At 73.0% G+C, this 21,582-nt stretch carries 25 protein-coding genes; 10 read left to right on the forward strand and 15 right to left on the reverse strand.

Annotated elements, in window-relative coordinates:
• Positions 1 to 37: 37 nt before the first annotated feature.
• The 8 genes from KDY119_RS01800 to KDY119_RS01830 form a co-directional block, all read right to left on the reverse strand.
• Positions 38 to 223 (reverse strand): hypothetical protein, encoded by a 186-nt coding sequence (locus KDY119_RS01800; protein ID WP_036954524.1) that lies wholly within the window; start codon positions 221 to 223, stop codon positions 38 to 40.
• An 83-nt stretch (positions 224 to 306) separates the two neighbouring features.
• Positions 307 to 1,371, reverse strand: coding sequence for a magnesium and cobalt transport protein CorA (locus KDY119_RS01805; protein WP_036954934.1), 1,065 nt, complete (start codon positions 1,369 to 1,371; stop codon positions 307 to 309).
• A 5-nt stretch (positions 1,372 to 1,376) separates the two neighbouring features.
• Positions 1,377 to 2,396, reverse strand: coding sequence for an LLM class flavin-dependent oxidoreductase (locus KDY119_RS01810; protein ID WP_036954526.1), 1,020 nt, complete (start codon positions 2,394 to 2,396; stop codon positions 1,377 to 1,379).
• Positions 2,397 to 2,405: 9 nt separating this feature from the next.
• Entirely contained in the window at positions 2,406 to 2,531 is a 126-nt protein-coding gene (locus tag KDY119_RS19270) for a hypothetical protein (protein ID WP_265576714.1), read from the reverse strand.
• A 34-nt stretch (positions 2,532 to 2,565) separates the two neighbouring features.
• Positions 2,566 to 3,120 (reverse strand): hypothetical protein, encoded by a 555-nt coding sequence (locus tag KDY119_RS01815; RefSeq protein ID WP_227994469.1) that lies wholly within the window; start codon positions 3,118 to 3,120, stop codon positions 2,566 to 2,568.
• A gap of 78 nt (positions 3,121 to 3,198) precedes the next feature.
• Entirely contained in the window at positions 3,199 to 3,885 is a 687-nt protein-coding gene (locus tag KDY119_RS01820; protein WP_051136919.1) for a response regulator transcription factor, read from the reverse strand.
• On the reverse strand, positions 3,882 to 5,111 hold the full coding sequence (locus KDY119_RS01825) for a sensor histidine kinase (RefSeq protein WP_153021849.1): 1,230 nt from the start codon (positions 5,109 to 5,111) through the stop codon (positions 3,882 to 3,884). The genes KDY119_RS01820 and KDY119_RS01825 overlap by 4 nt, the downstream gene beginning before the upstream one ends.
• A 149-nt stretch (positions 5,112 to 5,260) precedes the next feature.
• Positions 5,261 to 6,160, reverse strand: coding sequence for an aldo/keto reductase (locus KDY119_RS01830; RefSeq protein WP_036954528.1), 900 nt, complete (start codon positions 6,158 to 6,160; stop codon positions 5,261 to 5,263).
• A 101-nt stretch (positions 6,161 to 6,261) separates the two neighbouring features.
• Between KDY119_RS01830 and KDY119_RS01835 the strand changes: the two genes are divergently transcribed.
• Positions 6,262 to 7,179, forward strand: a complete 918-nt coding sequence (locus KDY119_RS01835) for a helix-turn-helix transcriptional regulator (RefSeq protein ID WP_036954529.1) — start codon at positions 6,262 to 6,264, stop codon at positions 7,177 to 7,179.
• A gap of 106 nt (positions 7,180 to 7,285) precedes the next feature.
• On the opposite strand, the gene KDY119_RS01840 is transcribed toward KDY119_RS01835, so the two are convergent.
• The gene (locus tag KDY119_RS01840; RefSeq protein WP_036954531.1) at positions 7,286 to 7,810 is read right to left on the reverse strand and encodes a GNAT family N-acetyltransferase; all 525 of its coding nucleotides are present in this window, start codon (positions 7,808 to 7,810) and stop codon (positions 7,286 to 7,288) included.
• A gap of 18 nt (positions 7,811 to 7,828) precedes the next feature.
• On the opposite strand from KDY119_RS01840, the gene KDY119_RS01845 reads away from it, so the two are divergent.
• Positions 7,829 to 8,329 carry a GNAT family N-acetyltransferase gene (locus KDY119_RS01845; RefSeq protein WP_085998075.1) on the forward strand — a complete coding sequence of 167 codons (501 nt, stop codon included), beginning with the start codon at positions 7,829 to 7,831 and terminating at the stop codon, positions 8,327 to 8,329.
• A gap of 11 nt (positions 8,330 to 8,340) precedes the next feature.
• On the opposite strand, the gene KDY119_RS01850 is transcribed toward KDY119_RS01845, so the two are convergent.
• Positions 8,341 to 9,210 (reverse strand): LysR family transcriptional regulator, encoded by an 870-nt coding sequence (locus tag KDY119_RS01850; protein WP_153021850.1) that lies wholly within the window; start codon positions 9,208 to 9,210, stop codon positions 8,341 to 8,343.
• 88 nt (positions 9,211 to 9,298) lie between these two features.
• Between KDY119_RS01850 and KDY119_RS01855 the strand changes: the two genes are divergently transcribed.
• Positions 9,299 to 10,543: an MFS transporter gene (locus KDY119_RS01855; protein WP_036954535.1), complete on the forward strand. Its 1,245-nt coding sequence runs from the start codon at positions 9,299 to 9,301 to the stop codon at positions 10,541 to 10,543.
• Positions 10,544 to 10,558: 15 nt separating this feature from the next.
• Here the strand turns inward: KDY119_RS01855 and KDY119_RS01860 are convergent, their stop codons facing one another.
• From KDY119_RS01860 to KDY119_RS01875, 4 genes are all read right to left on the reverse strand, one after another.
• Positions 10,559 to 10,957 (reverse strand): YchJ family protein, encoded by a 399-nt coding sequence (locus KDY119_RS01860; protein ID WP_036954538.1) that lies wholly within the window; start codon positions 10,955 to 10,957, stop codon positions 10,559 to 10,561.
• Positions 10,954 to 12,207 carry an MFS transporter gene (locus tag KDY119_RS01865; protein ID WP_051136921.1) on the reverse strand — a complete coding sequence of 418 codons (1,254 nt, stop codon included), beginning with the start codon at positions 12,205 to 12,207 and terminating at the stop codon, positions 10,954 to 10,956. The genes KDY119_RS01860 and KDY119_RS01865 overlap by 4 nt, the downstream gene beginning before the upstream one ends.
• Before the next feature lie 193 nt (positions 12,208 to 12,400).
• Entirely contained in the window at positions 12,401 to 12,763 is a 363-nt protein-coding gene (locus KDY119_RS01870; RefSeq protein WP_036954541.1) for a VOC family protein, read from the reverse strand.
• 70 nt (positions 12,764 to 12,833) lie between these two features.
• Positions 12,834 to 14,345: an SDR family oxidoreductase gene (locus tag KDY119_RS01875; protein WP_051136922.1), complete on the reverse strand. Its 1,512-nt coding sequence runs from the start codon at positions 14,343 to 14,345 to the stop codon at positions 12,834 to 12,836.
• Between the two features lie 145 nt (positions 14,346 to 14,490).
• Here KDY119_RS01875 and KDY119_RS01880 point away from each other — a divergent pair, with 145 nt between their 5' ends.
• From KDY119_RS01880 to KDY119_RS01910, 7 genes are all read left to right on the forward strand, one after another.
• A complete protein-coding gene (locus KDY119_RS01880; protein WP_036954543.1) occupies positions 14,491 to 14,751 on the forward strand; it encodes a GlsB/YeaQ/YmgE family stress response membrane protein in 261 nt (86 codons plus the stop codon).
• A 126-nt stretch (positions 14,752 to 14,877) separates the two neighbouring features.
• Entirely contained in the window at positions 14,878 to 15,807 is a 930-nt protein-coding gene (locus KDY119_RS19325) for a cold-shock protein (RefSeq protein WP_153021851.1), read from the forward strand.
• A 282-nt stretch (positions 15,808 to 16,089) separates the two neighbouring features.
• The gene (gene dnaK / locus KDY119_RS01890) at positions 16,090 to 17,970 is read left to right on the forward strand and encodes a molecular chaperone DnaK (protein ID WP_036954546.1); all 1,881 of its coding nucleotides are present in this window, start codon (positions 16,090 to 16,092) and stop codon (positions 17,968 to 17,970) included.
• Positions 17,967 to 18,617, forward strand: a complete 651-nt coding sequence (gene grpE / locus KDY119_RS01895) for a nucleotide exchange factor GrpE (RefSeq protein ID WP_051136923.1) — start codon at positions 17,967 to 17,969, stop codon at positions 18,615 to 18,617. Before dnaK ends, grpE begins: the two co-directional genes overlap by 4 nt.
• 43 nt (positions 18,618 to 18,660) lie before the next feature.
• Positions 18,661 to 19,659 carry a DnaJ C-terminal domain-containing protein gene (locus tag KDY119_RS01900; protein ID WP_153021852.1) on the forward strand — a complete coding sequence of 333 codons (999 nt, stop codon included), beginning with the start codon at positions 18,661 to 18,663 and terminating at the stop codon, positions 19,657 to 19,659.
• A gap of 25 nt (positions 19,660 to 19,684) precedes the next feature.
• Complete coding sequence (locus KDY119_RS01905; RefSeq protein WP_036954551.1) at positions 19,685 to 20,092, forward strand: heat shock protein transcriptional repressor HspR; 408 nt, start codon at positions 19,685 to 19,687, stop codon at positions 20,090 to 20,092.
• A gap of 158 nt (positions 20,093 to 20,250) precedes the next feature.
• Complete coding sequence (locus KDY119_RS01910; protein WP_036954554.1) at positions 20,251 to 20,559, forward strand: DUF1540 domain-containing protein; 309 nt, start codon at positions 20,251 to 20,253, stop codon at positions 20,557 to 20,559.
• Between the two features lie 92 nt (positions 20,560 to 20,651).
• On the opposite strand, the gene KDY119_RS01915 is transcribed toward KDY119_RS01910, so the two are convergent.
• Positions 20,652 to 21,422 carry a hypothetical protein gene (locus KDY119_RS01915; protein ID WP_153021853.1) on the reverse strand — a complete coding sequence of 257 codons (771 nt, stop codon included), beginning with the start codon at positions 21,420 to 21,422 and terminating at the stop codon, positions 20,652 to 20,654.
• Positions 21,423 to 21,582 lie beyond the last annotated feature (160 nt).

Here is a 21,582-nt window from a genome sequence, read left to right on the forward strand (position 1 = left end):
CGACCGGCGGACGGCGCGTCGACCTGGTCTGCGATCGTCAGACGAACGAGCGGGCCTTGCGCGCCGTGGCGTCTACCCCGCGCAGCACGCGGGAGGTGGTCGTCGGTCCCTCGTGTCGCTGCTCCGTCCGCTCGGCGAGCCGCCGCGCCACCCAGCCGACGAGCGGCACGAGCACCGCGACGAGCACGAGCGTCCGCAGCCGCAGCTTCAGCATCTTCCACATGATGGGCCTCCTTCGTCGCGTCCCTCGACCGTAGGTGGGGCCGGCCCGCTACGCGCGGCGGGGCGCGTCAGCGCCGTCGGACGTCACATCCACTTCTTGCGCTTGAAGACGACGTACAGCGCGACGCCGAACGCGACCATCGCCGCGAGGGCGAGCGGGTAGCCGAGCAGCCAGTGGGTCTCGGGCATGTGGTCGAAGTTCATGCCGTAGATCGCGCCGATCAGCGTGGGCGCGAAGAGGATCGCCGCCCAGCCGGAGATCTTCTTCATGTCCTCGTTCTGCCGCTGCCCGACGAGCGTCGCGTTGACGGAGAGGATCTGGGTGAGCGCGTCTCGGAGGCTCTCGACACGTGACTCGACGCGGGCGAGGTGGTCGGCCACGTCCTGCAGGTAGGTCTGCAGCTGGTCGGGGATCCCGTAGCGGTCGAAGCCCTGCCGCAGCGACTCGAGGACATCGATCAGGGCCGCCGTCGCATGCTGGAGGTCGATGACCTCCTGGCTGAGGCGGTAGATCCGCTCCGTGACGGCTGCGTCGCCGCTGAAGACCTGGCGCTCGATCTGCTCCCGGTCGATCGCGAGTCCTCTCAGGACCGGCACGTACCCGTCGACGACGGCGTCGAGCAGGCGGTACAGCACCGCCTCGGGGCCGAGGCGGAGGAGGGTGCGGTCGTCGAGCAGGGCGTCGTCGTCGCCGTCGACGGCATCGGACCCGTCGATCCACCGGCCGTCCTGGCACAGCACGGCGACGGCATTCCCGCGGACGACGACGTGGAACTCCAGGACCTCGACGTCCTCGATCTCGTCGACGTAGTGCGCCGAACGGACGACGACGAACAGCACGTCCCCGTAGCGTTCGAGCTTGGGGCGCTGTCCGGCGTGCTGGAGGTCCTCGACGAGCAGCGGGTGCAGGCTCCATGCCTCGGCGAGCTCGTCGATCTGCTCCTGCGTGGGCGTGGGCAGCAGGACGAGCGCCATCCGGTTCGTCGCGGCGTCGGCGAAGCGGAGCGCGTCGGCCGCGGTGGGTCTCCCGGGTGCGGGCGACAGGTCGCCGTCGACGACGTAGCGCACCTGAGGCGGTTCGGTCGCGCGGTGCTCGCCGTGTCGGCCGGCGCCTCGACGCAGGAGCGAGCGATAGTGCGGTCGCGGCATCGTGATCAGCTCCCCGGGGCCCAACCGAGCGCCGGCGCCAGGTGCTCGGCGACGTCGGTGACGATCTGCACGTAGTCGTCGCGTTCGAACGTGAACGGCAGGGCGAACGCCACCTCGTCGACCTCGCGGAACGCGGGGTTCGCCTCGAGGCGCTCGGCGATCTGCTCTGACGTCCCGACGAGGTCCGGCGCGAACATCATCCGCGCCGGTCCCTGCGGTTCCCGGGTGCGCGGCAGCCGTGACGCCGCGTAGGCCTCGTACCGTGCCCGCTGCTCGCGGGTCGCGGAGTCCGTGGGCACGACGACGAGGCCCTGGGACACGCGCGCCGCCTCGCCCGCCGGGTGGTGGGCACGGAAGGCGTGGATCTGGGCGAGCTGGGTCTCGTCGAAGTCGTCGGAGTCCTCGGCCTTCACGACGCTGCTCGTCAGCAGGTTGAGCCCGTGCTCGGCCGCCCAGACGACGGAGCGCATGCTCGCCGCCCCGTACCAGAGCCGGTCCGCGAGGCCGGGGGAGTGCGGCTCGACGCGCTCCGAGAACGTCTCGATGCCCTGCGTCCCCGAGAACGACGACGCCCGCTCGCCCTGGAGCAGCCGGACCAGGCGCAGGACCCGCTCGTAGCTGAAGTCCTCGGCGTCGGCCGTGTCGGGGTACAGGGCGGCCTTGACCTCGTCGTAATGCATCGGCGGCCCGATGCTCACGCCCGGGTTGAGCCGGCCCCCGGACAGGACGTCGACCGTCGCCAGGTCCTCCGCGAGGCGGAGCGGGTTCTCCCAGCCGAGCGGCGTCACGGCGGTCCCGAGCTCGATGCGCGACGTGCGCTGCGACGCGGCCGCGAGCACCGCGACGGGCGACGAGATGCCGTGCTGGAGGTGCCGGTGGCGCAGCCAGGCGCTGTCGTAGCCGAGCCGTTCGCCGAGCTCGATCAGCTCGAGCGTCGCCTCGTGCCCGGCCCGAGGGGCCGCCGGGTCGAAGAGGCCGATCGTCAGGAAGCCGAGGCGGTGCAGCGGGCGGTTCGTCGTGGGCACGGGCTCACTCTACGAGCGGGGCACCCGCGGGGCGCCCGCGAGGATCCGCTCGACGGTCGGCAGCAGGTGGGAGTCGGCGAGCAGGACGGCGCCGTCGTCGACGAGGAGACCTGCGACGACCTGATGTCTCGGCATGCGCCCACCGTAGGGCGATCGGGGAGGTGCGGGCTCAGCGCCGCGGAACACGCGGCGCGTCCGGCCCGCCGACGAGGAGTCCCAGCTCGCGAGCCCGTGCCACCAGGACCAGGTTCTGGACGAGGAGCGCGAACCCGAAGTGGGCGAGGAGCGTCACGTTCGCGAGCGCGCGGTCCCCCGACCACGTGTCGATCAGGAGGTGCTGGCCGATCGACACGAGCCACAGGACCGCCGTCGTCGGGGTGCCCTGACGCAGCACCCGGCCGTCCGCTCGCCAGAGGCGCATGGTGCGCGCCCGGACGACGGCGAGCGCCCCGCCGACCGCGGCGCTCACCACGAGGAGAGCGACATCCCGCGCCGTGACGTGCGCGCCCGTCAGGTACGCGAGCGTCTCGGCGGCTCCGACGGCGAGGAGCACCCACGCGAGCGTCGAACGGGGGTCGAGCCGTCGGGCGGTGAGCTGCCGGACGATGAGCCACGCGACTACCACGAGCACGACGACGAGCGCCGCGTGGTTCGCGGTGGCCGCCGCGTCGGTGGACGAGGCGTCGGTGGAGAGGACCATGGAGATGGCGGCGTCGGGGAGCACGCTGCGAGTGTCGGGCCGGGAGGCCCGCGCGCGAACCACCCGGGGGTGGAACCTTGGGTGGAGACGGGTGGACCGCCGTCAGCGGGGGCGGGCCAGCACGATCGCCTGCGCGCGGTCCCGCGCGCCGATCTTCGCGAAGATCGCGTTGACGTGGCTCTTCACGGTCGAGACCCCGATCACCAGGTGGCGGGCGATCTCGCGGTTCCCGGCGCCCTCCGCGATCAGGGCGAGCACCTCGGCTTCGCGGGGCGTGAGCGTCGGGAACCGGGCGCGCAGGTGGTCCGCGGGGGCGTCGTCGGGCGCGTCCTGCCCGACGACGGCGTCCCGCAGCAGCGCGTCCACCTCGCCCCCGTAGACGGCCTGGCCGTGCGCGACGGCGCGGACGGCGTCGATGAGCTGGTGCCGGTCCGCGTCCTTGGTGAGGTACCCGCGGGCGCCGGCCCGCAGCGCCGCGGCGACGGCCGCCCGGTCCCCGAACGTGCTCAGGACCAGCACCGCCACCCCCGGTGCCTCCCGGGCCAGGCGCACCGTCGCGGCCGTACCGTCGAGGACCGGCATGTCGAGGTCCATCAGCACGACGTCCGGGCGAAGTCGCAGCGACTCGGCGACCGCCTCGGCGCCGTCCGCGGCCTGTCCGACGACGTCCACTTCCGGCGCGAGGTCGAGGATCGTCACGAGGCCGTCGCGGACGATCGCCTGGTCGTCGGCGACGAGGACGCGGACTCGTCCCGATTCCGCCCCGGGGCCCGTGGTGAGGTCGGTCATCGGTCCTCCCGTGCGCCGTCGAGCGGCACGACGACGTCCACCACGAACCGGTCGCCCACCGGCTCCGCGCGCACGGTTGCCCCGCGGTCGAGGGCGTCGACGCGTTCGCGCACCCCGCGCAGGCCGTAGCCGCCGATGCCGGCCGAGCCCTGGTCGCCGACGCGGTCCGAGCCGCTGTGCTCCAGACCCAGGGGGAGCGGGTTGGCGACGGTGAGGCGGACGTCGTCCGGCCCGGTCCGGAGCGCGACCTCGACCGGCGCGCCCGGCGCGTGCAGTCGCGCGTTGGTGAGCGCCTCCTGCGTCGCCCGGACGAGCGCCGTCGTGACGTCGGCGGGGACGGTCACGCCCGTGGCGCCCGGCGGTCTCGTGCGCAGGCCGACCGTGGCGCCCAGCGAGCGTTCCGCGGCGACGAGGTCCCGGACCGCGTCGCGCAGCGCCGCGACCTCTTGCCCGGGTCCCCGCTCGCCGCCCTGCACCGGGTCGCGCAGCGCGGCGACCGCCCCCCGCGCGTCGCGCAGACCCAGCGCGGCCAGCTCGCGCGCCTTCCCGACCCGTTCGGCCGCGGGGGCGACGTCTCCCGCCTCGAGCTGCGCCTGCACCGCGTCGAGCTGCACGACGATTCCGCCGAGGCTGTGGGCGAGGACGTCGTGCAGGTCCCGCGCGAGCGCGACCCGTACCGCCTCGTCACGCAGCGCCACCTCCTGCTCGTGCACGAGCGCGCGCTGCTGCTGCGCCGTGCGGGCCTGGCGCACCCCGAGCCCGGCGAGCGCGCCGAGCGCCAGGCCCGTGAGGAGGCTGAGGAAGGCGACGGGGGAGAGCGGTGCGAGCAGCGCGCCGACGCCCAGCGCGGCGACCGTCAGGAGCCCGACGACCGCAGCCGTCGTCGCCGGGACCGCGGGGGAGCCGACCACGACCGCGAGCGCGACGGCCGCCACGAGCGACCCGACGCCGTCCGACGCGCTCGCCGCGAGGGCGCCCGCGAGCGCGGACCCCGCCGCGAGGACGAGGTCCGTCCGGTCGGTCGTGCCGCCGGGGTGAGCCCGGACGGCGTCGTGCACGGCGCGCGCGAGCCAGAGGGCCAGGGCCACGCCGACGACGGCGCGCGCCCACCCCGGAGCGCCCGCGACCCGCACGGTCCAGAACGTCGCGAGCCCGAGGACCGCCAGGTTCAGCGCGAGCCGGCCGCCCCACCGCGGGCGCAGGGAGGCGGGTGGCGTGTCGGGCATGGGGACATTGTGGTCCGACGGCGCCGTCGTCGACGAGGAGACCTGCGACGACCTGATGTCTCGGCATGCGCCCAACGTAGGGCGACCGGGGAGGTGCGGGCTCAGCGCCGCTGATCGACGCGCAGGGTGGCCGCGCCCACAGCGTCTCCTCAGGCCTCGGGGATCACCCGGGCGAAGGCGTCCGGCCGGTCCACCTCGGGGTCGGGACCGCCGCGGTGCCCGGTGTCGAGTGCGTCGATCGACGCGACCTCGTCCGCCGTCAGCTCGAAGCCGGTCACGTCGAAGTTCTCCGCGATGCGGCTCGGCGTCACGGACTTCGGGATCGCGGACCGTCCCTCCTGCAGGTGCCAGCGCAGCATCACCTGCGCCGGCGTGCAGCCGTGGGCTCCGGCGACCGCGCCGATCGTCGGGTCGTCGAGCGTGCTGCGGCGGTCGTCATCACCCCAGCCGGGGTAGAATGTGATGCCCCCGATCGGCGACCAGGCCTGCGTCACGATGCCGTGCCGCTCGTCCGCGGCCTGGACGGCGGGCTGCTGGAAGTACGGGTGCAGCTCGACCTGGTTGACGGCGGGGACGACGTCGGTGGCGTCGAGCAGCGCGTCGAGGTGCCCGGGCATGAAGTTGCTGACGCCGATCGCGCGGACCGCGCCGTCGGCGAGGAGCTTCTCGAGGGCCCGGTACGCGTCGAGCGTCGCGTCGAACCGGCTCGGCGCGGGCTGGTGCAGGATCAGCAGGTCGAGCCGGTCGAGGCCGAGCTTGCCCGTCGCCTTCTCGAACGCGTGCAGGGTCTGGTCGTAGCCGTAGTCGGAGACCCAGACCTTCGTCTCGACGAACACGTCGTCACGGTCGACGCCGGACTCGCGGATCGCGCGGCCGACCTCCCGCTCGTTGCCGTACGCGGCTGCGGTGTCGACGTGCCGGTAGCCGACCTCGAGAGCGGTCCGGACGGCGGCGACGGTCTCCTCGGGTGGCGTCTGGAACACGCCGAAGCCGAGGGCGGGCATGGTGACGCCGTTGTTCAGGGTCAGGGTGGGGAGGGACGTTGTCATGCTTCCACGCTAGGCAGGGCGGGCGCCCCGTGGGAGTGCGGGGTCTTCCCGGTACTGGCAGAACCTCCCTCGGTCACGGGCGCCGTCGTACGGTCGGGGGTGTGGACCTGAGAGCCGACACCCGCGAGTTCCTCGTCTCGCGTCGCGGCCGCCTCACCCCCGAGCGCGCCGGCCTGCCCGCGTACGGCGGCAACCGGCGCGTGCCGGGGCTGCGCCGCGAGGAGGTCGCGATGCTCGCGGGCGTGAGCGTCGACTACTACACGCGGCTCGAGCGCGGGAACCTCTCGGGGGTCTCGGAAGAGGTCCTCGAGGCGCTCGCGGAGGCGCTGCAGCTCGACGACGCCGAGCGCGCCCACCTGTTCGACCTCGCCCGCGCGGCCCACACGTCGGGCACGGCGCGCTCCCGTGCGCGACGGACCCCTGCGCTCGTGCTGCGCCCCGTCGTGCAGCGGATCCTCGACTCGCTCGAGCACGCGCCGGCGTTCGTGCGCAACGGGCGCCTCGACGTCCTGGGCACCAACCTGCTCGGCCGCGCCCTGTACGCCCCGCTCTTCGACTCGCCGTCGCGCGTCGCAGGGCGGCCCGTGAACACGGCGCGCTTCCACTTCCTGGACCCCGAGGGCGCGGCCGCGTTCTGGGGCGACCGTGCGGACCGGATGGCGCACGACGCCGTCGCGATCCTGCGCGCGGAGGCGGGACGCAACTCGTGCGACCGGCAGCTGATGGAGCTCGTCGGCGAGCTGTCGACCCGCAGCGAGGACTTCCGCAGGAAGTGGGCCTCGCACGACGTCCGCTTCCACCGCAGCGGGACCAAGGTCTTCCACCACCCCGTCGTCGGGCTGCTCGAGCTCGACTACGAGGCGCTCATGCTCCCGGCCGACCCGGGCCTCCAGCTCAACGTCTACTCGGCGGTCCCGGGCTCGCCGTCCGCCGACGGCGTCGAGCTCCTCGCGTCCTGGGCCGCCACTGCTCTAGCCGAGCGGGCGTCCGAGCGGAGCTCGACCGTATCGAAGGAATGACAGCTCCGTGAAGGGGCGTGACACACCCGCGACCACCGAGAATCCGCCGGCGATGGTGACGGGCGGCGTGTGGCTCGATCCGACCGCGTCGCGCACGCGCCGGAAGTCACGCGCGGCGGATCCCGGACCACTGCTCCGCACCGAACTCCTCGAACCGGTCGAGCTCGACGAACCCGAGCTTCGTCGCGACCCGCATCGAGCGGCTGTTCGCCGTCTGCGTCGTGAGCACGACGGGTTCGCCGGGAAGGACGTCGTCGAGCCATCGAAGTGCGGCCGCGCAGGCCTCGACCGCGAACCCGCGCCCCCAGACGTCAGGCAGCAGCAGGTAGCCGAGCTCGATCGCGCCGCCCCCGCGGCCCGGACGCTCCGGGTCCCTCCGGTCGAGAGTGACGATGCCGATCGTCGCCCCGTCGAAGTCAACGACGAACAGGCCCGGTCGCCGCGCGGGCTCGGTGGGGAGCGCCCGTTCGACCTCCTCGCGTGAGCGGGCGCCGCCGAGGAAGGCATGAACCTCCGGAGAAGCCATCAGCTCGACCAGGGCAGCGCGGTCGTCGGCCGCGGGCTCGCGCAGCACGAGTCGCTCGGTCCTGAGCGGTGTGGGCGGCCAGGCGACAGGTCCGAGGTCGGTCATACGTGGCAATCTAGGCGGGTGTCGTCTCTCCCGCGGACTGTCCTGCGCGCCGCCGTCCTCGAGGATGCCGACGCCGTCGGGCTCGTCCACTACACGTCCTGGGTGGAGACGTACACGGGTCTCGCGAGCACGGAGTTCTGGGAGCGGGCGTCCGCCGAGCGCAGCGCCGCCTGGTGGCGTGGGCTGATCGAGCGCGGCTACCCGGCCACGGTCGCCGAGGTCGACGGCGAGATCGTCGGGCTGGCGCTCGCGGGCGAGAGCCGGGCGACCGGTGGCCACGAGCCGGTCCGCGACCGGGAGCTCAGCAACCTCTACGTGCTCGCGGCCCACCATGGACGAGGTCTGGGGCGGGTGCTGCTCGACGCCGTCGTGCCGCCCGGGACTCCGGCCCAGCTCTGGGTCGCCAGCGGGAACCCCCGGGCTGTCCGCTTCTACGAGCGCAACGGCTTCGAGCCCGACGGCGCCACCGACGACGGCGCCCGGTTCGGTGGGATCGCCGCGCTCCGGATGGTGCGCTGAGACCCTGCTTCTCAGTAGCTCGCGACCAGCTGCTCGACGAGTGCCGCGGCAGCGCCTCCGGGCTCGGGCCGGGTCAGGACGCTGAACTCCCAGTCGATGCGCTCGGCCAGCGGGACGACGACGACCTCGTCGCCCGGGGGGATCAGCAGCTCGGGCAGGAGCGCGACACCGAGCCCCGCGGCGACGAACGGGGGGATCGCGCTGGTCTCGGTCGCCTCGACGCGCACGTCCCGGGTGATGCCGCGCGCGGCGAGGGCTCCGTCCAGGACGTCACGGTTCCCGAACCCGACGGGCGCGTCGACGAACCGCTCGCCTGCCAGCTCCTCCAGCCGGATCTCGCTGCGAGGTGCGAGCGCGTGGTCCGGCGGGAGCAGGACGGCGTAGGTGGTCGTGGCGATCGGGTGCACCGCAAGGCCGGGGGCGGCGGAGGCGGGCAGTCCGTAGAGGCTGAGGTCGAGCTGGCCGCGGCGGACCTCCTCGGCGAGCCCGGGGGAGCCCGCCGGCGAGGCGCGCAGGCGGAGGTCGACGAGCGGGTGCTCGCGATGGAAGTCGCCGATGACGCGCGGGATCGTGAGGTAGCTGACGCTCGAGAACACGCCGATGCGCAGCTCGCCGCGCAGCTCGCCGCGCGGGTCGGCTGCGGTGCGGACGCGCGCCTCGGCGGCGGCGAGGTCGCGCAGCGCCGACAGCACGGGCCCGCCGGCGGGAGCGATCCGCACGCCGCGCTGGTCCCGGTCGAAGAGCGTCGTGCCGAGCTCGCGCTCGAGCGCCCGGATGCCGGCGGAGACCGTCGACTGGCTCGCGTAGACGCGCTGCGCGGCGCGGGTGAAGCTCAGCTCGTCCGCGACGGCGAGCGCGTACTCGATCTGGCGGGTGTCCACGGCCGGCGCCCTTCAATCGTCATTGTCGATAACAGTCATCAAGTGTATGCGTTGGACGCGATGGCATGGTCCCGCAGAGCATGGACGCATGACGACGACAGCCCCCGCCCCGACCCGCGACGCCGCCCGCCGTCCCGGCGACGCACAGGCGCGAGCACCCCGGCTCCTCCCGCACTGGATCGGGTTCTGGGTCATCGCGACCGCGTTCCTCACGGAGATGGCGTTCTGCGCCGTCCCGACCCCGCTGTACGCGATCTACCAGCAGCGCGACGGCTTCCCCACGACCGTCCTGACGGTCGTGTTCGCGTCCTACGCGGTCGGGGTCATGGTCAGCCTGTACCTCGCCGGGCACCTCTCCGACTGGCTCGGCCGGCGCCGGGTCATCCTCGCGTCGCTGCTCATCAACCTGCTCGCCGCGATCCTGTTCCTCGTCTGGAACGACCTCGCCGGGCTGCTCGTGGCGCGGTTCGTCTGCGGCCTCGGCATCGGCATCCTGACCGCGACGGCGACCGCCCACCTGTCCGAGCTCGGTGCGGCCGCCGACCAGGCCCAGGGAAGGTCGGGGATCGTCTCGACCTTCGCGAACCTGGGCGGCATCGGGCTGGGTCCGCTCGTCGGCGGGCTCCTCGTCACCTGGTTCGCGCGGCCCCTCGTGGTCCCGTTCGCCGTCTTCGCGGTGCTGCTCGCGGTCTTGGCGGTCGCGGTCGCCTTCGTGCCCGAGACCGTCGAACGTCGCGCGGAACGCCCGGCCTACCGGCCCCAGCGGGTCGCGGTCCCCGCCGAGGGCCGGCGGGCGTTCTGGGCGGCCGGTGCCGCCGCGTTCGGGGCGTTCGCGGTCTTCGGCACGTTCATGGGTCTGTCCGCGACGTTCCTCGTGGGCATCCTCGGGCTCCACTCGCACCTGCTCGCCGGCCTCGCGCCGTTCGTCGTCTTCACGGCCGCGGCACTGGCGCAGGTCGCGACCGCGCGGTTCCCGGTGCGGCGCCAGGTCGCGTTGGCCATCACGCTCGCGTCGCTCGGGCTGCTCACCGTCGGCGCCAGCGCGCTCACCGCGTCGCTCGCCCTGTTCCTCGTCGGCGGGGGCATCGCCGGCGCCGGGATCGGGATCCTCTTCCGCGCGTCGTTGACGACGGTCGCCCACGTCGCGGACCCGGCGCGGCGTGGTGAGGCGCTCGCGGGCGTGTTCCTCATCGCCTACGCGGGCATGACGCTGCCGCCCCTCCTGACGGCGGCGGCCCTGAGCGTGTGGTCCGCGGTCGGCGTGCTCGTCGGTCTCACGCTCGTCGCGACCGCGCTGGTCGCGCTCGCCGGCTCCCGGATGCTGCGGAGCTGACCCGCCCCGGCGGCCTCACGCCCCGGCGACGTCGCCGTCCACGTAGAACCACCGGCCGTCCTCGCGGGCGAACCGGCTCACCTCGTGCAGCCGTCTACGCTCGCCCGTCGTGGCGTCGCGGTGGTGGGCGACGAACTCGACCACGCCTGCGTCGTCGAACGGGCCGCCCGCCCGGGTGGCGAGCACGTCGAGGCGCCGCCACTGCAGGTCGGCGTCGAGGTCGAGCGACGCGGGCCGCGTGCTCGGGTGCCAGGTGGCGCGCAGGTAGGCGGCGTCGCCGACGGCGAACGCGCTGTACCGGGACCGCATGAGCGCCTCGGCGGTCGCCGCCCCCCGCTCGCCGCGGTGCAGCGGCCCGCAGCACGCGCCGTAGGTCTCGCCCGAGAGGCAGGGGCAGCGGGCGTCGTCGTTCATGGCTCCATCGTGCCGCGTCGCCGCGTGAGGCCCGTGCGCCGCGGCTTGCCCTCGAGCGGTAGGTTGAAGCGTTCCTCGGCGACCGCGACCAGGAGCGCGAGCAGCATCGCGCCCGCGCTCACGAGCGGCACGGCCCGCACCCCGACGACGGCGACCAGCACCGCGCCCAGGCCCGACCCGGCCGCGATGCCCAGGTTGAACAGCGACGACGACACGCCCATCCCGAGGTTCGTCGAGCGGGGCGAGACGAGCATGACCCGGTGCGACAGCGTCGGCGGGACGGTCGAGAACGCGAACCCGAACAGGGCCAGGGCGAGCACGGCGGCGACCGGGCGATCGCCGAACGCCCACAGCCCCAGGAGCGCGACCACGAGCAGCGACATCGCGCCGACGAGCACCTCGACGGGGTGGGAGTCGATGAACCGTCCCACCACGATCACGCCCAGCACACCGGCGGCCCCCTGCAGGAGCAACAGGCGTGGCAGCGCCTCCTGCGAGAACCCGGCGACCTCGACGAGGTACTGGGTGACGAACGTGATGACGCCGAAGGCACCCGTGACGAGGAGCACGGTCGCGACCATCTGGAACCCGAACCGGGACGGGCTCGGGTGGGGTGCGTGGCTCGCGCCGCCGGCCGAGGGCGGGATCGTGGGGAACAGGACGAGGACCACGAGCGTCACGACGAGCGACAGCCCCGCGACCGCGGCGAACGTCCACCGCCACGACGAGTGCTCGCCCAGCCACGTGCCAGCCGGCACGCCGAGCACGGGCGCGAGCGAGTTTCCGATGGCGAGCCGGGCCATGACCTTCCCGCGCACGAGCGGTCGGAACAGTCCCGTCGTCGCCGGCACGACCGCGACCCAGAACAGCGCCTGCGCGGCGGCGGTGACGAGCCGGGCGGCGAGGAGCTGCTCGTAGCTGGGCGCGACGGCGGCCCAGAGCGTCGAGAGCGCGGCGAGCCCCGCGCAGGCGGAGAGCACCCACCGGCGCGCGACGTGGCGCGTCCAGTGGGAGAGGGGCACCGACGTCACGAGCACGACGAGCGCGTACCCCGTGACGAGGAGCCCGATCTGCGATGTCGACCGGTCGAGGTCGGGCGCCATGAGCGTCAGCAGGCCGGACGGCAGCGATTCGACCGTCACGAACAGGAACGTCGACAGCGCCATCGCGAGGAGGATCACGGTGGCGCGGCGCTCGTCGACGGGCGGGACGACGGCGGGAGGCGTGGAGGGAGGCGCGGTCTCGGTCATGGGGATCGAAACGATTCTAGTGACCAGCCCGTCTCAGGCACTCGGCTTATCCGGGACAGCATCGCCGAGCTGCGAGACGGTGACACCGGAGAGCCAGGCGAGATACGGGCGGGGAAGGGCACGCGGCGTGCGCCGATCGAGGTCATGCCCGCACGCTGGTGCCTCGACCGGCTCGAGGGTCAAGGGCGCGCGGTCAGACCTCCGTGCTGCCCTCGTAGAGCCCGATCGCGTTGCCGTCGGCGTCGGCGAGCACGGCCCACCAGCTCGTCGGCGAGATCTCGGACTTCTCCAGCAGGACCGTCCCGCCGAGCTCGCGCACCCGGGCGAGGGTCTCGTCGATCGAGTCGACCTCGACGTAGCTGCGGGGCTGGGTGAAGCCCTCGCCGCGGGGGGCGAGCCCGCCGCCGCTGATGCCGTTCGGGGCGCGCCACATGGGATAGTCCTCGAAGCCGGGCGGGGCCTCGATCTGCCAGCCGAAGAGCCCGCCGTAGAACGCGGCGGCCGCCTTCAGGTCGCTGACCGGGATGTCGATGTGCGTGATGTCTCCGTGCGCCATGGCACGCCTCCGCGGGGATGGGCGGGCACCGGCCGCCCGCCTCACCGTCCAGCGTAGGACGGCGCGACGCTCACCACGCGGCGCGCGTGTAGTCCTTGAGGAAGCAGCCGTAGAGGTCCTCGCCGGCCTCGCCACGGACGATCGGGTCGTAGACCCGCGCGGCGCCGTCGACCAAGTCGAGCGGGGCGTGGAAGCCCTCCTGGGCGAGCCGCACCTTCGTGGTGTGGGGCCGCTCGTCGGTGATCCACCCGGTGTCCACCGCGGTCATCAGGATGCCGTCGGTCAGCATCTCCTCCGCGCTGGTGCGCGTCAGCATGTTCAGCGCGGCCTTGCTCATGTTCGTGTGCGGGTGGCCGGCGCCCTTGTAGCGGCGCGAGAACACGCCCTCCATCGCGGAGACGTTCACGATGTAGCTCCGCCGGGCCGACGACGCAGCCAGGGCCGGGCGCAGCCGGCTGACCAGGATGAACGGCGCCGTCTGGTTGCAGAGCTGGACCTCGAGCAGCTCCATCGGGTCGACCTGCTCGACGGTCGCCACCCAGCTGTTCGTCGTGGCCACGTCGGGGATCAGCCCGCCCGCGTCGATCGAGGTCCCCGCCACGAGGCGTTCGAGGCCCGCGGCCTCGGCGCTCAGCGACTGCGTGACCAGCTCGTCGGCGGCCGCGCGGGCCGCGCGCTCGATCGCGAGCGCGGGGCTCGTCAGCTCGCTCACGGACCCGGCGAGCGCACGGGGGTGGGCGTCGCTCGTGTGGCCGAAGGTCGTGATCATGCCCGCGACCTCGGCGGGCAGGGGAGCCTGCTCCGCGTCGGCGAGCCGCGTGTATGCCCCGGGCGAGCGGCGCACGGTCTGCGCGGCGTTGTTGATGAGGACGTCCAGCGGGCCCTGCGACGCGACGTGGTCGGCGAGCGCCACGACCTGCGCCGGGTCGCGCAGGTCGATCCCGACGACGTGCAGCCGGTGCAGCCAGTCGCCCGCGTCCTCCATCGCGCTGAACCGGCGGACGGCGTCGCGGGGGAACCGGGTCGTGATCGTCAGGTCGGCGCCGTCGCGGAGCAGCCGCAGCGCGATGTACATGCCGATCTTCGCGCGGCCACCGGTGAGCAGGGCCCGGCGTCCGGTGAGGTCGGTGCGGGCGCCGCGCTTGGCGTGGTGCAGGGCCGCGCAGTCGGGGCAGAGCTGGTGGTAGAACGCGTCCACGACCGCGTAGTCCTGCTTGCAGACGTAACAGGCGCGCGCCTTGCGCAGGGTGCCCGCGACGGCGCCGGTCGCCGTCGACGTCAGGGGCAGGCCGTTCGTCTCGTCGTCGATGCGCCCCGGGCTCGCGGTCGCGGTCGCGGCGAAGACGGCGGCGTCCGCCGTGCTCTGCTCCCGGCGTCGCTCGGTGCGGCGGTGCTTCTTGGCGGCCTTGAACAGGGCCGACGACGCGCGGCGGGCGGCCGCGTGCTGCGTGTGCGTCTGGGGCAGGACGGCGACCTGGTCCATGACGCGCAGGAACGTCGCGAAGTCGGCCGGGTCGATGCCCGGCTGCTCGGTGGTCTGGGTGTCGGGGTGTCCGGCCGACGTGGTCGAGTGCGCGCTCATGCGGCGTCCGTCCTGCATGGGGAAGGGCCTGTCGCGGTCTTGCGGGCCCGGAAGATTCTACGTGGCCTGCCCCTCTGGCCGGCCGCTGGCACGGTGGTGGTCGCCCTGACGCGCCCCGCGCGCCGACCTGTTCTAGCCTCGGCGCGTGCTCATCATCGGTCTCATCCTCTTCGGCATGCTCGTCGGCGCGCTCGCTCAGCTGATCCTCGGACGGCAGGGGAAGGGCATCGACTGGTCGATGGCCATCGTCGCCGGTCTGGTCGGCTCGTTCGTCGGCGGACTACTCGCGAGCCTGATCGCCGGCGACGGTCTCGCGTTCCGTCCGAGCGGTGTCGTCGGCTCGATCGTCGGCGCGATCCTCGTCACCGCGATCTGGCGGTGGGCGAGGAGCCGTCAGCGCGCCTGACGGCGTCGGCGAGCGCCGGGGCGACGCGGGTGCGCACAGGTGCGTGCCGTCCCGCGGCCTGCCCCGGTCGGGGACAATGGTGGTAGCAACCTCTGCTGCGACCTCTGCTGCGACTAGGAGTCCACGGTGCCCGAAGGAACTGTCCGATGGTTCGACGCCGACCGAGGGTTCGGCTTCATCGACCTCGGGAACGAGGCCGAGGACCTGTTCGTGCACGCCTCCGAGATCGTCGGCGACGACGGTCCGAAGGTGCTGCGCGAGGGGCAGGCCGTCGAGTTCGAGGTGGGCGAGGGTGACCGCGGCCCGCAGGCGCGCCGTGTCCGGGTCACGGGCGACCGGGCCGCCGACGCGCCCCTGGGCGTGCTCGGCACAGTCAGCTGGTACGAGCCGACGAAGGGCTATGGTTTCGTCGCGCCCGACGGCGGCGGCACCGAGATCTTCGTGCACAGCTCGGCCATCGTCGGCGGCGGGATGATCTCGGAGGGCCAACGGGTGGCGTTCCTCGTCGTCGAGGGGAAGAAGGGTCCGCAGGCGGACCACCTGCTCCCGCTCGGGGCGCAGGCCGCACCGGCGGCGTCCGACGGCGCCGACGGCACCGTGTCCTGGTACGACGACGTCAAGGGCTTCGGGTTCGTCGTCCCCGACTCGGGCGGCGGCGACGTCTTCGTCCACGTCAGCGAGCTCGCCGGAGGGCTGACCGAGCTCGCCGAGGGGCAGCGCGTCACGTTCGACGTCGTCGACGGCGACCGGGGCCCGAACGCCCGCCACGTGCAGCTCGTCCACGGCGCCCGGGGCGGGCACGCGGGTCGGGAGCGGGGTCGGCCCGGCCGCCCCGCGTCGTCGGGCCGGCCCGTGCGCGGTGGCGAGGGCACCGTCGCGCGCTACGACGAGGAGCGCGGCTTCGGTTTCATCACTCCGGACGCCGGGGGAGACGACCTGTTCGTGCACGTGTCGGTCGTGCGGGACGACGAGGTCCTCGAGGAGGGCGACCGCGTCCGGTTCAAGATCCGTCAGAGCGACCGGGGCCCGCAGGCGGACGACGTCGAGCTCCTCTGACGCTGGTGGTCCTGCCACGTACCCGTGAGCGGTCACGATCTGCGCCGTCCATCGAGGATGAGTGCAGATCGTGACCGCTCAGGCTCGTCCGGTGCGGGGCCGAGGCTCGGCGGCCGGTACGACCTCCCGACGGGGGAATACCCCCGAGTTCGCGGGGGTTGAGCCATACAGACTCAAGTTTGGCCGCTGCGGGCTTGCGTGCCTGACGACGACGTGCCTACCTTGAGTGCAGCAGACTCAACCCGGCCGGGACGCACCCCGGCAACACAGGAGGCAACACACATGGCACGTGCAGTCGGCATCGACCTCGGCACCACCAACTCGGTCGTCGCGGTCCTCGAGGGCGGTGAGCCCACGGTCATCGCGAACGCCGAGGGTTCGCGCACCACCCCGTCGGTGGTCGCGTTCTCCAAGACCGGCGAGGTCCTCGTCGGCGAGGTCGCGAAGCGCCAGGCGGTCACGAACGTGGACCGCACCATCTCGTCGGTCAAGCGCCACATGGGCACGGACTGGACCGCTGAGATCGACGACAAGAAGTACACCGCGCAGGAGATCAGCGCCCGGATCCTCGGCAAGCTGAAGCGCGACGCCGAGGAGTACCTGGGCGAGCCCGTCACCGACGCGGTCGTCACGGTCCCGGCGTACTTCAACGACGCCGAGCGCCAGGCCACCAAGGACGCCGGTCAGATCGCGGGCCTCAACGTGCTCCGCATCGTCAACGAGCCCACCGCGGCCGCGCTCGCGTACGGCCTGGAGAAGGGCAAGGAGGACGAGCTGATCCTCGTCTTCGACCTGGGTGGCGGCACGTTCGACGTCTCGCTCCTCGAGGTCGGCAAGGACGAGGACGACTTCTCCACCATCCAGGTCCGCGCGACTTCGGGCGACAACCGCCTCGGCGGCGACGACTGGGACAACCGGATCGTCGAGCACCTCATCAAGCAGGTGAAGAACTCGAGCGGCGTCGACCTGTCCAAGGACAAGATCGCCCTGCAGCGTCTGCGTGAGGCCGCCGAGCAGGCGAAGAAGGAGCTGTCGTCGGCCACGAGCACGACGATCTCCATGCAGTACCTCTCGATGAGCGAGAACGGCCCCATCCACCTGGACGAGAAGCTCACGCGGGCCCAGTTCCAGCAGATGACGCAGGACCTCCTGGACCGCACCAAGGCCCCGTTCCACAAGGTCATCTCCGACGCGGGCGTCTCCGTGTCCGAGATCGACCACGTGGTCCTCGTCGGTGGCTCGACCCGCATGCCCGCGGTGACGGACGTCGTCAAGGAGCTCACGGGTGGCAAGGAGCCGAACAAGGGCGTCAACCCGGACGAGGTCGTGGCCGTCGGTGCCGCGCTGCAGGCCGGCGTCATCAAGGGCGACCGCAAGGACGTCCTGCTCATCGACGTGACCCCGCTCTCCCTCGGCATCGAGACCAAGGGCGGCGTGATGACCAAGCTCATCGAGCGCAACACGGCCATCCCGACCAAGCGCTCCGAGGTCTTCTCGACGGCCGAGGACAACCAGCCGTCGGTGCTCATCCAGGTCTTCCAGGGCGAGCGCGAGTTCGCTCGCGACAACAAGCCGCTCGGCACGTTCGAGCTGACCGGCATCGCTCCGGCCCCGCGTGGCGTCCCGCAGATCGAGGTCACCTTCGACATCGACGCGAACGGCATCGTGCACGTCGGTGCGAAGGACCGCGGCACCGGCAAGGAGCAGAAGATGACGATCACCGGCGGCTCCGCGCTGCCGAAGGACGACATCGACCGCATGGTCAAGGAGGCCGAGGAGCACGCGGCCGAGGACAAGAAGCGTCGCGAGGAGGCGGAGACCCGCAACCAGGCCGAGGCGTTCGTGTACTCGACCGAGAAGCTGGTCAACGACAACAAGGACAAGATCCCCGCGGACGTCGCGTCCGAGGTGGAGTCCGACATCGCCGACGTGAAGAAGGCCCTCGAGGGCGACGATGCGGACGCGGTCAAGGCCGCGCACGAGAAGCTCGGCGCGTCCAGCCAGAAGATCGGCCAGGCGCTCTACGCGGCGGCCGAGCAGGAGCAGGCCGCGGGCGACCAGGCTCAGGCCGACGCCGACGCGACCGCCGCGGCGGGCGCGGGTTCCGCGCCTGACGAGGACGTCGTCGACGCCGAGATCGTGGACGAGGACGAGAACAAGTGACGGACCCGACCGGGACCCCGGGCGTGCCGGAGGAGGAGTCCTCCTCCGGCGCCCCGTTCCACTTCACCGACAAGCGCAAGGTCGACCCGGAGACGGGCGAGCCGCGCCAGGCTGCGTCGTCGGGCACGCCCGACGGCGCAGCGCCGGGGGCCGAGGGCATCGACCACCTCGACTTCGAGCCCCAGGAGGGCGACGCCCTCGAGGGTGTCGACACCGCGCTGGCTGCCGCGCAGTCCGAGGCGGCCGCCCACCTGGACGCGCTGCAGCGTGAGCGCGCGGAGTTCGTGAACTACCGCAACCGCGCCAAGCGGGAGTCGGAGGCGGCGCGCTCGCGCGGCGTCGAGGACGTCCTGGTGGCGCTGCTCCCTGTGCTCGACGACGTCGACCGTGCCCGCGCGGCCGGTGACCTCACCGGGCCGTTCGCCGCCATCGCGGACAAGCTCGACGGCGTCCTGGCCAAGTACGGCGTCGAGCGCTTCGGGCAGGTCGGGGAGGAGTTCGACCCGAACCTGCACCACGCGCTCATGCACCAGGCCGACGCGGACGCGACCTCGACGACGATCAGCATCGTCATCGAGGCCGGGTACAAGATCGGCGACAAGGTGGTCCGCCCGGCGAACGTCGCCGTCGTCGGGCCCGAGAACTGAGCCAGAGGAAGCACACGATCGAGAAGACGAGGAGGGAGACGCCGTGACCGGGCAGGACTGGTTCGAGAAGGACTTCTACGCGGCTCTCGGCGTCCCCAAGGACGCGGACGACGCCGCCATCAAGAAGGCGTACCGCAAGCTCGCGCGCCAGTGGCACCCCGACCAGAACCAGGGTGACGCGAACGCCGAGGCGAAGTTCAAGGAGATCGGCGAGGCGTACGCCGTCCTGTCGGACCCCGAGCAGCGTCAGCAGTACGACGCCGTCCGGGCGATGGCGGGCGGCGGCGCCCGGTTCTCCGCGGGCGGCGCGGGCGGCGGCACGGGCGGTTTCGAGGACGTGTTCGGCGGCATGTTCGGGGGCGGTGCCCCCGGCGGCCAGCGCACCCGGTACTCGACCGGTGGCGGCGGCACGGGAGGCTTCGAGGACATCCTGTCCGGCCTCTTCGGCGGCGGTGCGGCCGGCCCGTACGGGCGCCAGGCGCCGGTGCGCGGCCAGGACATCACCGCGTCGACGACGCTCGCGTTCCGCACGGCCGTCGAGGGGGCCGAGGTGACGTTCGACGTCGACGGCCGGTCCGTCCGGACCCGCATCCCCGCGGGGGTGCGCGACGGGCAGAAGATCAAGCTCGCCGGCAAGGGGCGGACCAGCATGACCGGCGGCCCCGCCGGCGACCTCGTGGTCACGGTCCACGTGACCCCGCACCCCGTCTTCTCGCTCGACCCGGCGAACCCGAAGAACCTGCGCATGACCGTCCCCGTGACGTTCCCCGAGGCCGCCCTCGGCACGACGATCGAGGTCCCGACCATCGACGGGCAGACGGTGCGGCTCAAGGTCCCGGCGGGGACGCCGTCGGGCCGGACGCTGCGCGTCAAGGGCCGCGGCGTCAAGACGGCGAAGGGCACGGGCGACCTGTACGTCACCGTCCAGGTCGCCGTGCCGCAGAAGCTCTCCAAGGCCGCGAAGCAGGCCGTCGAGGAGCTCGCCGCCCAGACGTCGGGCGACGACGTCCGCGCGGACCTCGCGCAGCGCGCGGCCCAGTGACGGCGCTCGCGGGAGGAGGCCCGGCGTGAACGACGACGAGCCACGGTTCGTGATCTCGGAGGCGGCCGCGCTCGCGGGCATGCACCCGCAGACGCTGCGCCAGTACGACCGGCTGGGCCTGGTGTCCCCGCGCCGCGCCCGCGGCCGGGGGCGCCGGTACTCCCCGCGCGACGTCGCGAAGCTCCGCGAGGTGTACCGCCTCTCGCACGAGGAGGGCATCAACCTCGCGGGGATCAAGAAGATCCTGGCGCTGGAGGAGCGCGTGGAGCGGCTCGAGGGCATGCTCGAGGTGCTCGCGCTCCGGGCCGACCCCGGTCGTCGGGTCTTCGCGGCGGCGTCGTCGGGCGATGTCGTGATCGTGCCCCGCGGGCGCCGGGCGAGCGTGCCCGAGGGCGAGGAGCGCGCGGCGCTCGTCCGCTGGTCGCCGTTCTGAGAGGCGCGAGCCGCTCGCGTGAATAACGCAAGCAGAATGTGACGCAAAGACATTTCGCAATAGCACGGGTAAGGCAGTACTACCTTGCTGGCGAAATGTATTTCCGGGGTTTAGCGTGGAGAGCGGAAGCCGCCCAGACCACACCCCCGGGAGAAGACATGGCCACGATGGAGATGCCTCGAGTCGCCGAGTGCACCGTGCTCGGCTGTTCCTACAACGACCACACCGCGTGCCACGCCGCCGCGGTCACGATCGGGGGACGTGACACCGGCGAGGCCGAGTGCGCGACGTTCATCCCGCTCGACGTCAAGGGCGGGCTCCCCAAGGTCATGACGTTCGTCGGGGCCTGCCAGCGCACCGACTGCACCCACAACGACCACCTCGAGTGCGGCGCGGCGTCCGTCCGCGTCGGCCCCGGTGCCGCGAGCGCCGACCACGCGGACTGCCTCACCTTCAGCCCGCGCTGACCCTCGACCGACCCCCCAGCAGCGCGCCCCGCGCTCGCCGCGACCCTCGCCGGCCGCGATGAGTGCGGGGCGCGTCGTCGTGCCGGGAGGTCTCAGGTGGCGGAGGCGCCCAGCAGTGCGGGGACGTCGTCGACCGACGGCGGAAGGCCCTCGACCCAGACGCGCGGGGGGCGCCGGACGACGGCCGACACGCCACGCTCCTCCGCGGCCCGGTCGACCGCGGTCCGGAGCTCGCGCACCCGTGCGCCGAGCTCGACGTCGCGCGGCACCAGTGCGGCGTAGACGCCGGGGCCGACCACTGCCATCGGGTGCCCGTCGCCGAACGTGTCCGCCATGACCTTGCCCATGGCGGCTGCGCGAGCCAGGCGTTGGAAGCGGGTGACCTGCGTGACCGCGACGTCGACGACGACGAGCGCGTGCGTGGCCGTCACGTCCTTTCCCTGACGTGCGGCCTCGCCGTAGGTCTCGCGCAGCCTCAGCAGGAGGTAGTCCAGCGTCGGCAGGCCGGACCACGGGTCCACCAGGCCGACGGGCGCCGGGGCCGTCTCGTTGCCGACGACCCACCCGACGCTCAGCGCCCGCAGCACCTGGGGCTCGACCTCGGCCCCGACCACGGCGTACAGGCACGTGATGTCGTCCATCGCCTCGCCGATGCCCACCCCGAGCCGGGCGCGAGCGCGTCCCAGCCTCTCCGCGGCACCGGTGACGTCACGCTGCTCGACGACCCCCTCGACGAGGGCGTCCACGGCAGGGTGGTACCAGTCGCCGTCGTGCAGCCAGACCGCCGCGAGGCTCTCGTCCCGCCAACGGTCGCGTAGACGCTGCGCGGGCGCCTCGAGCGGCGGCAGTCGTCCCAGGGTCATGGAGATGAGACCGGCCCGGAACGGATCTATGACGCGATGCGAGCGGGTGAAACGCGGGTGCCATGAACTTGCCGTTGTGCAAGGTCACGATTCGGGGTTTCGCCCGCTCCTGGCATGGTTACCGAGGGCGCGCAAGTTTACGATGTGGGAGCGTCAGAAG

The sequence above is a fragment of the Luteimicrobium xylanilyticum genome (genome assembly GCF_009429125.1).
Lineage (GTDB): Bacteria > Actinomycetota > Actinomycetes > Actinomycetales > Cellulomonadaceae > Luteimicrobium > Luteimicrobium xylanilyticum.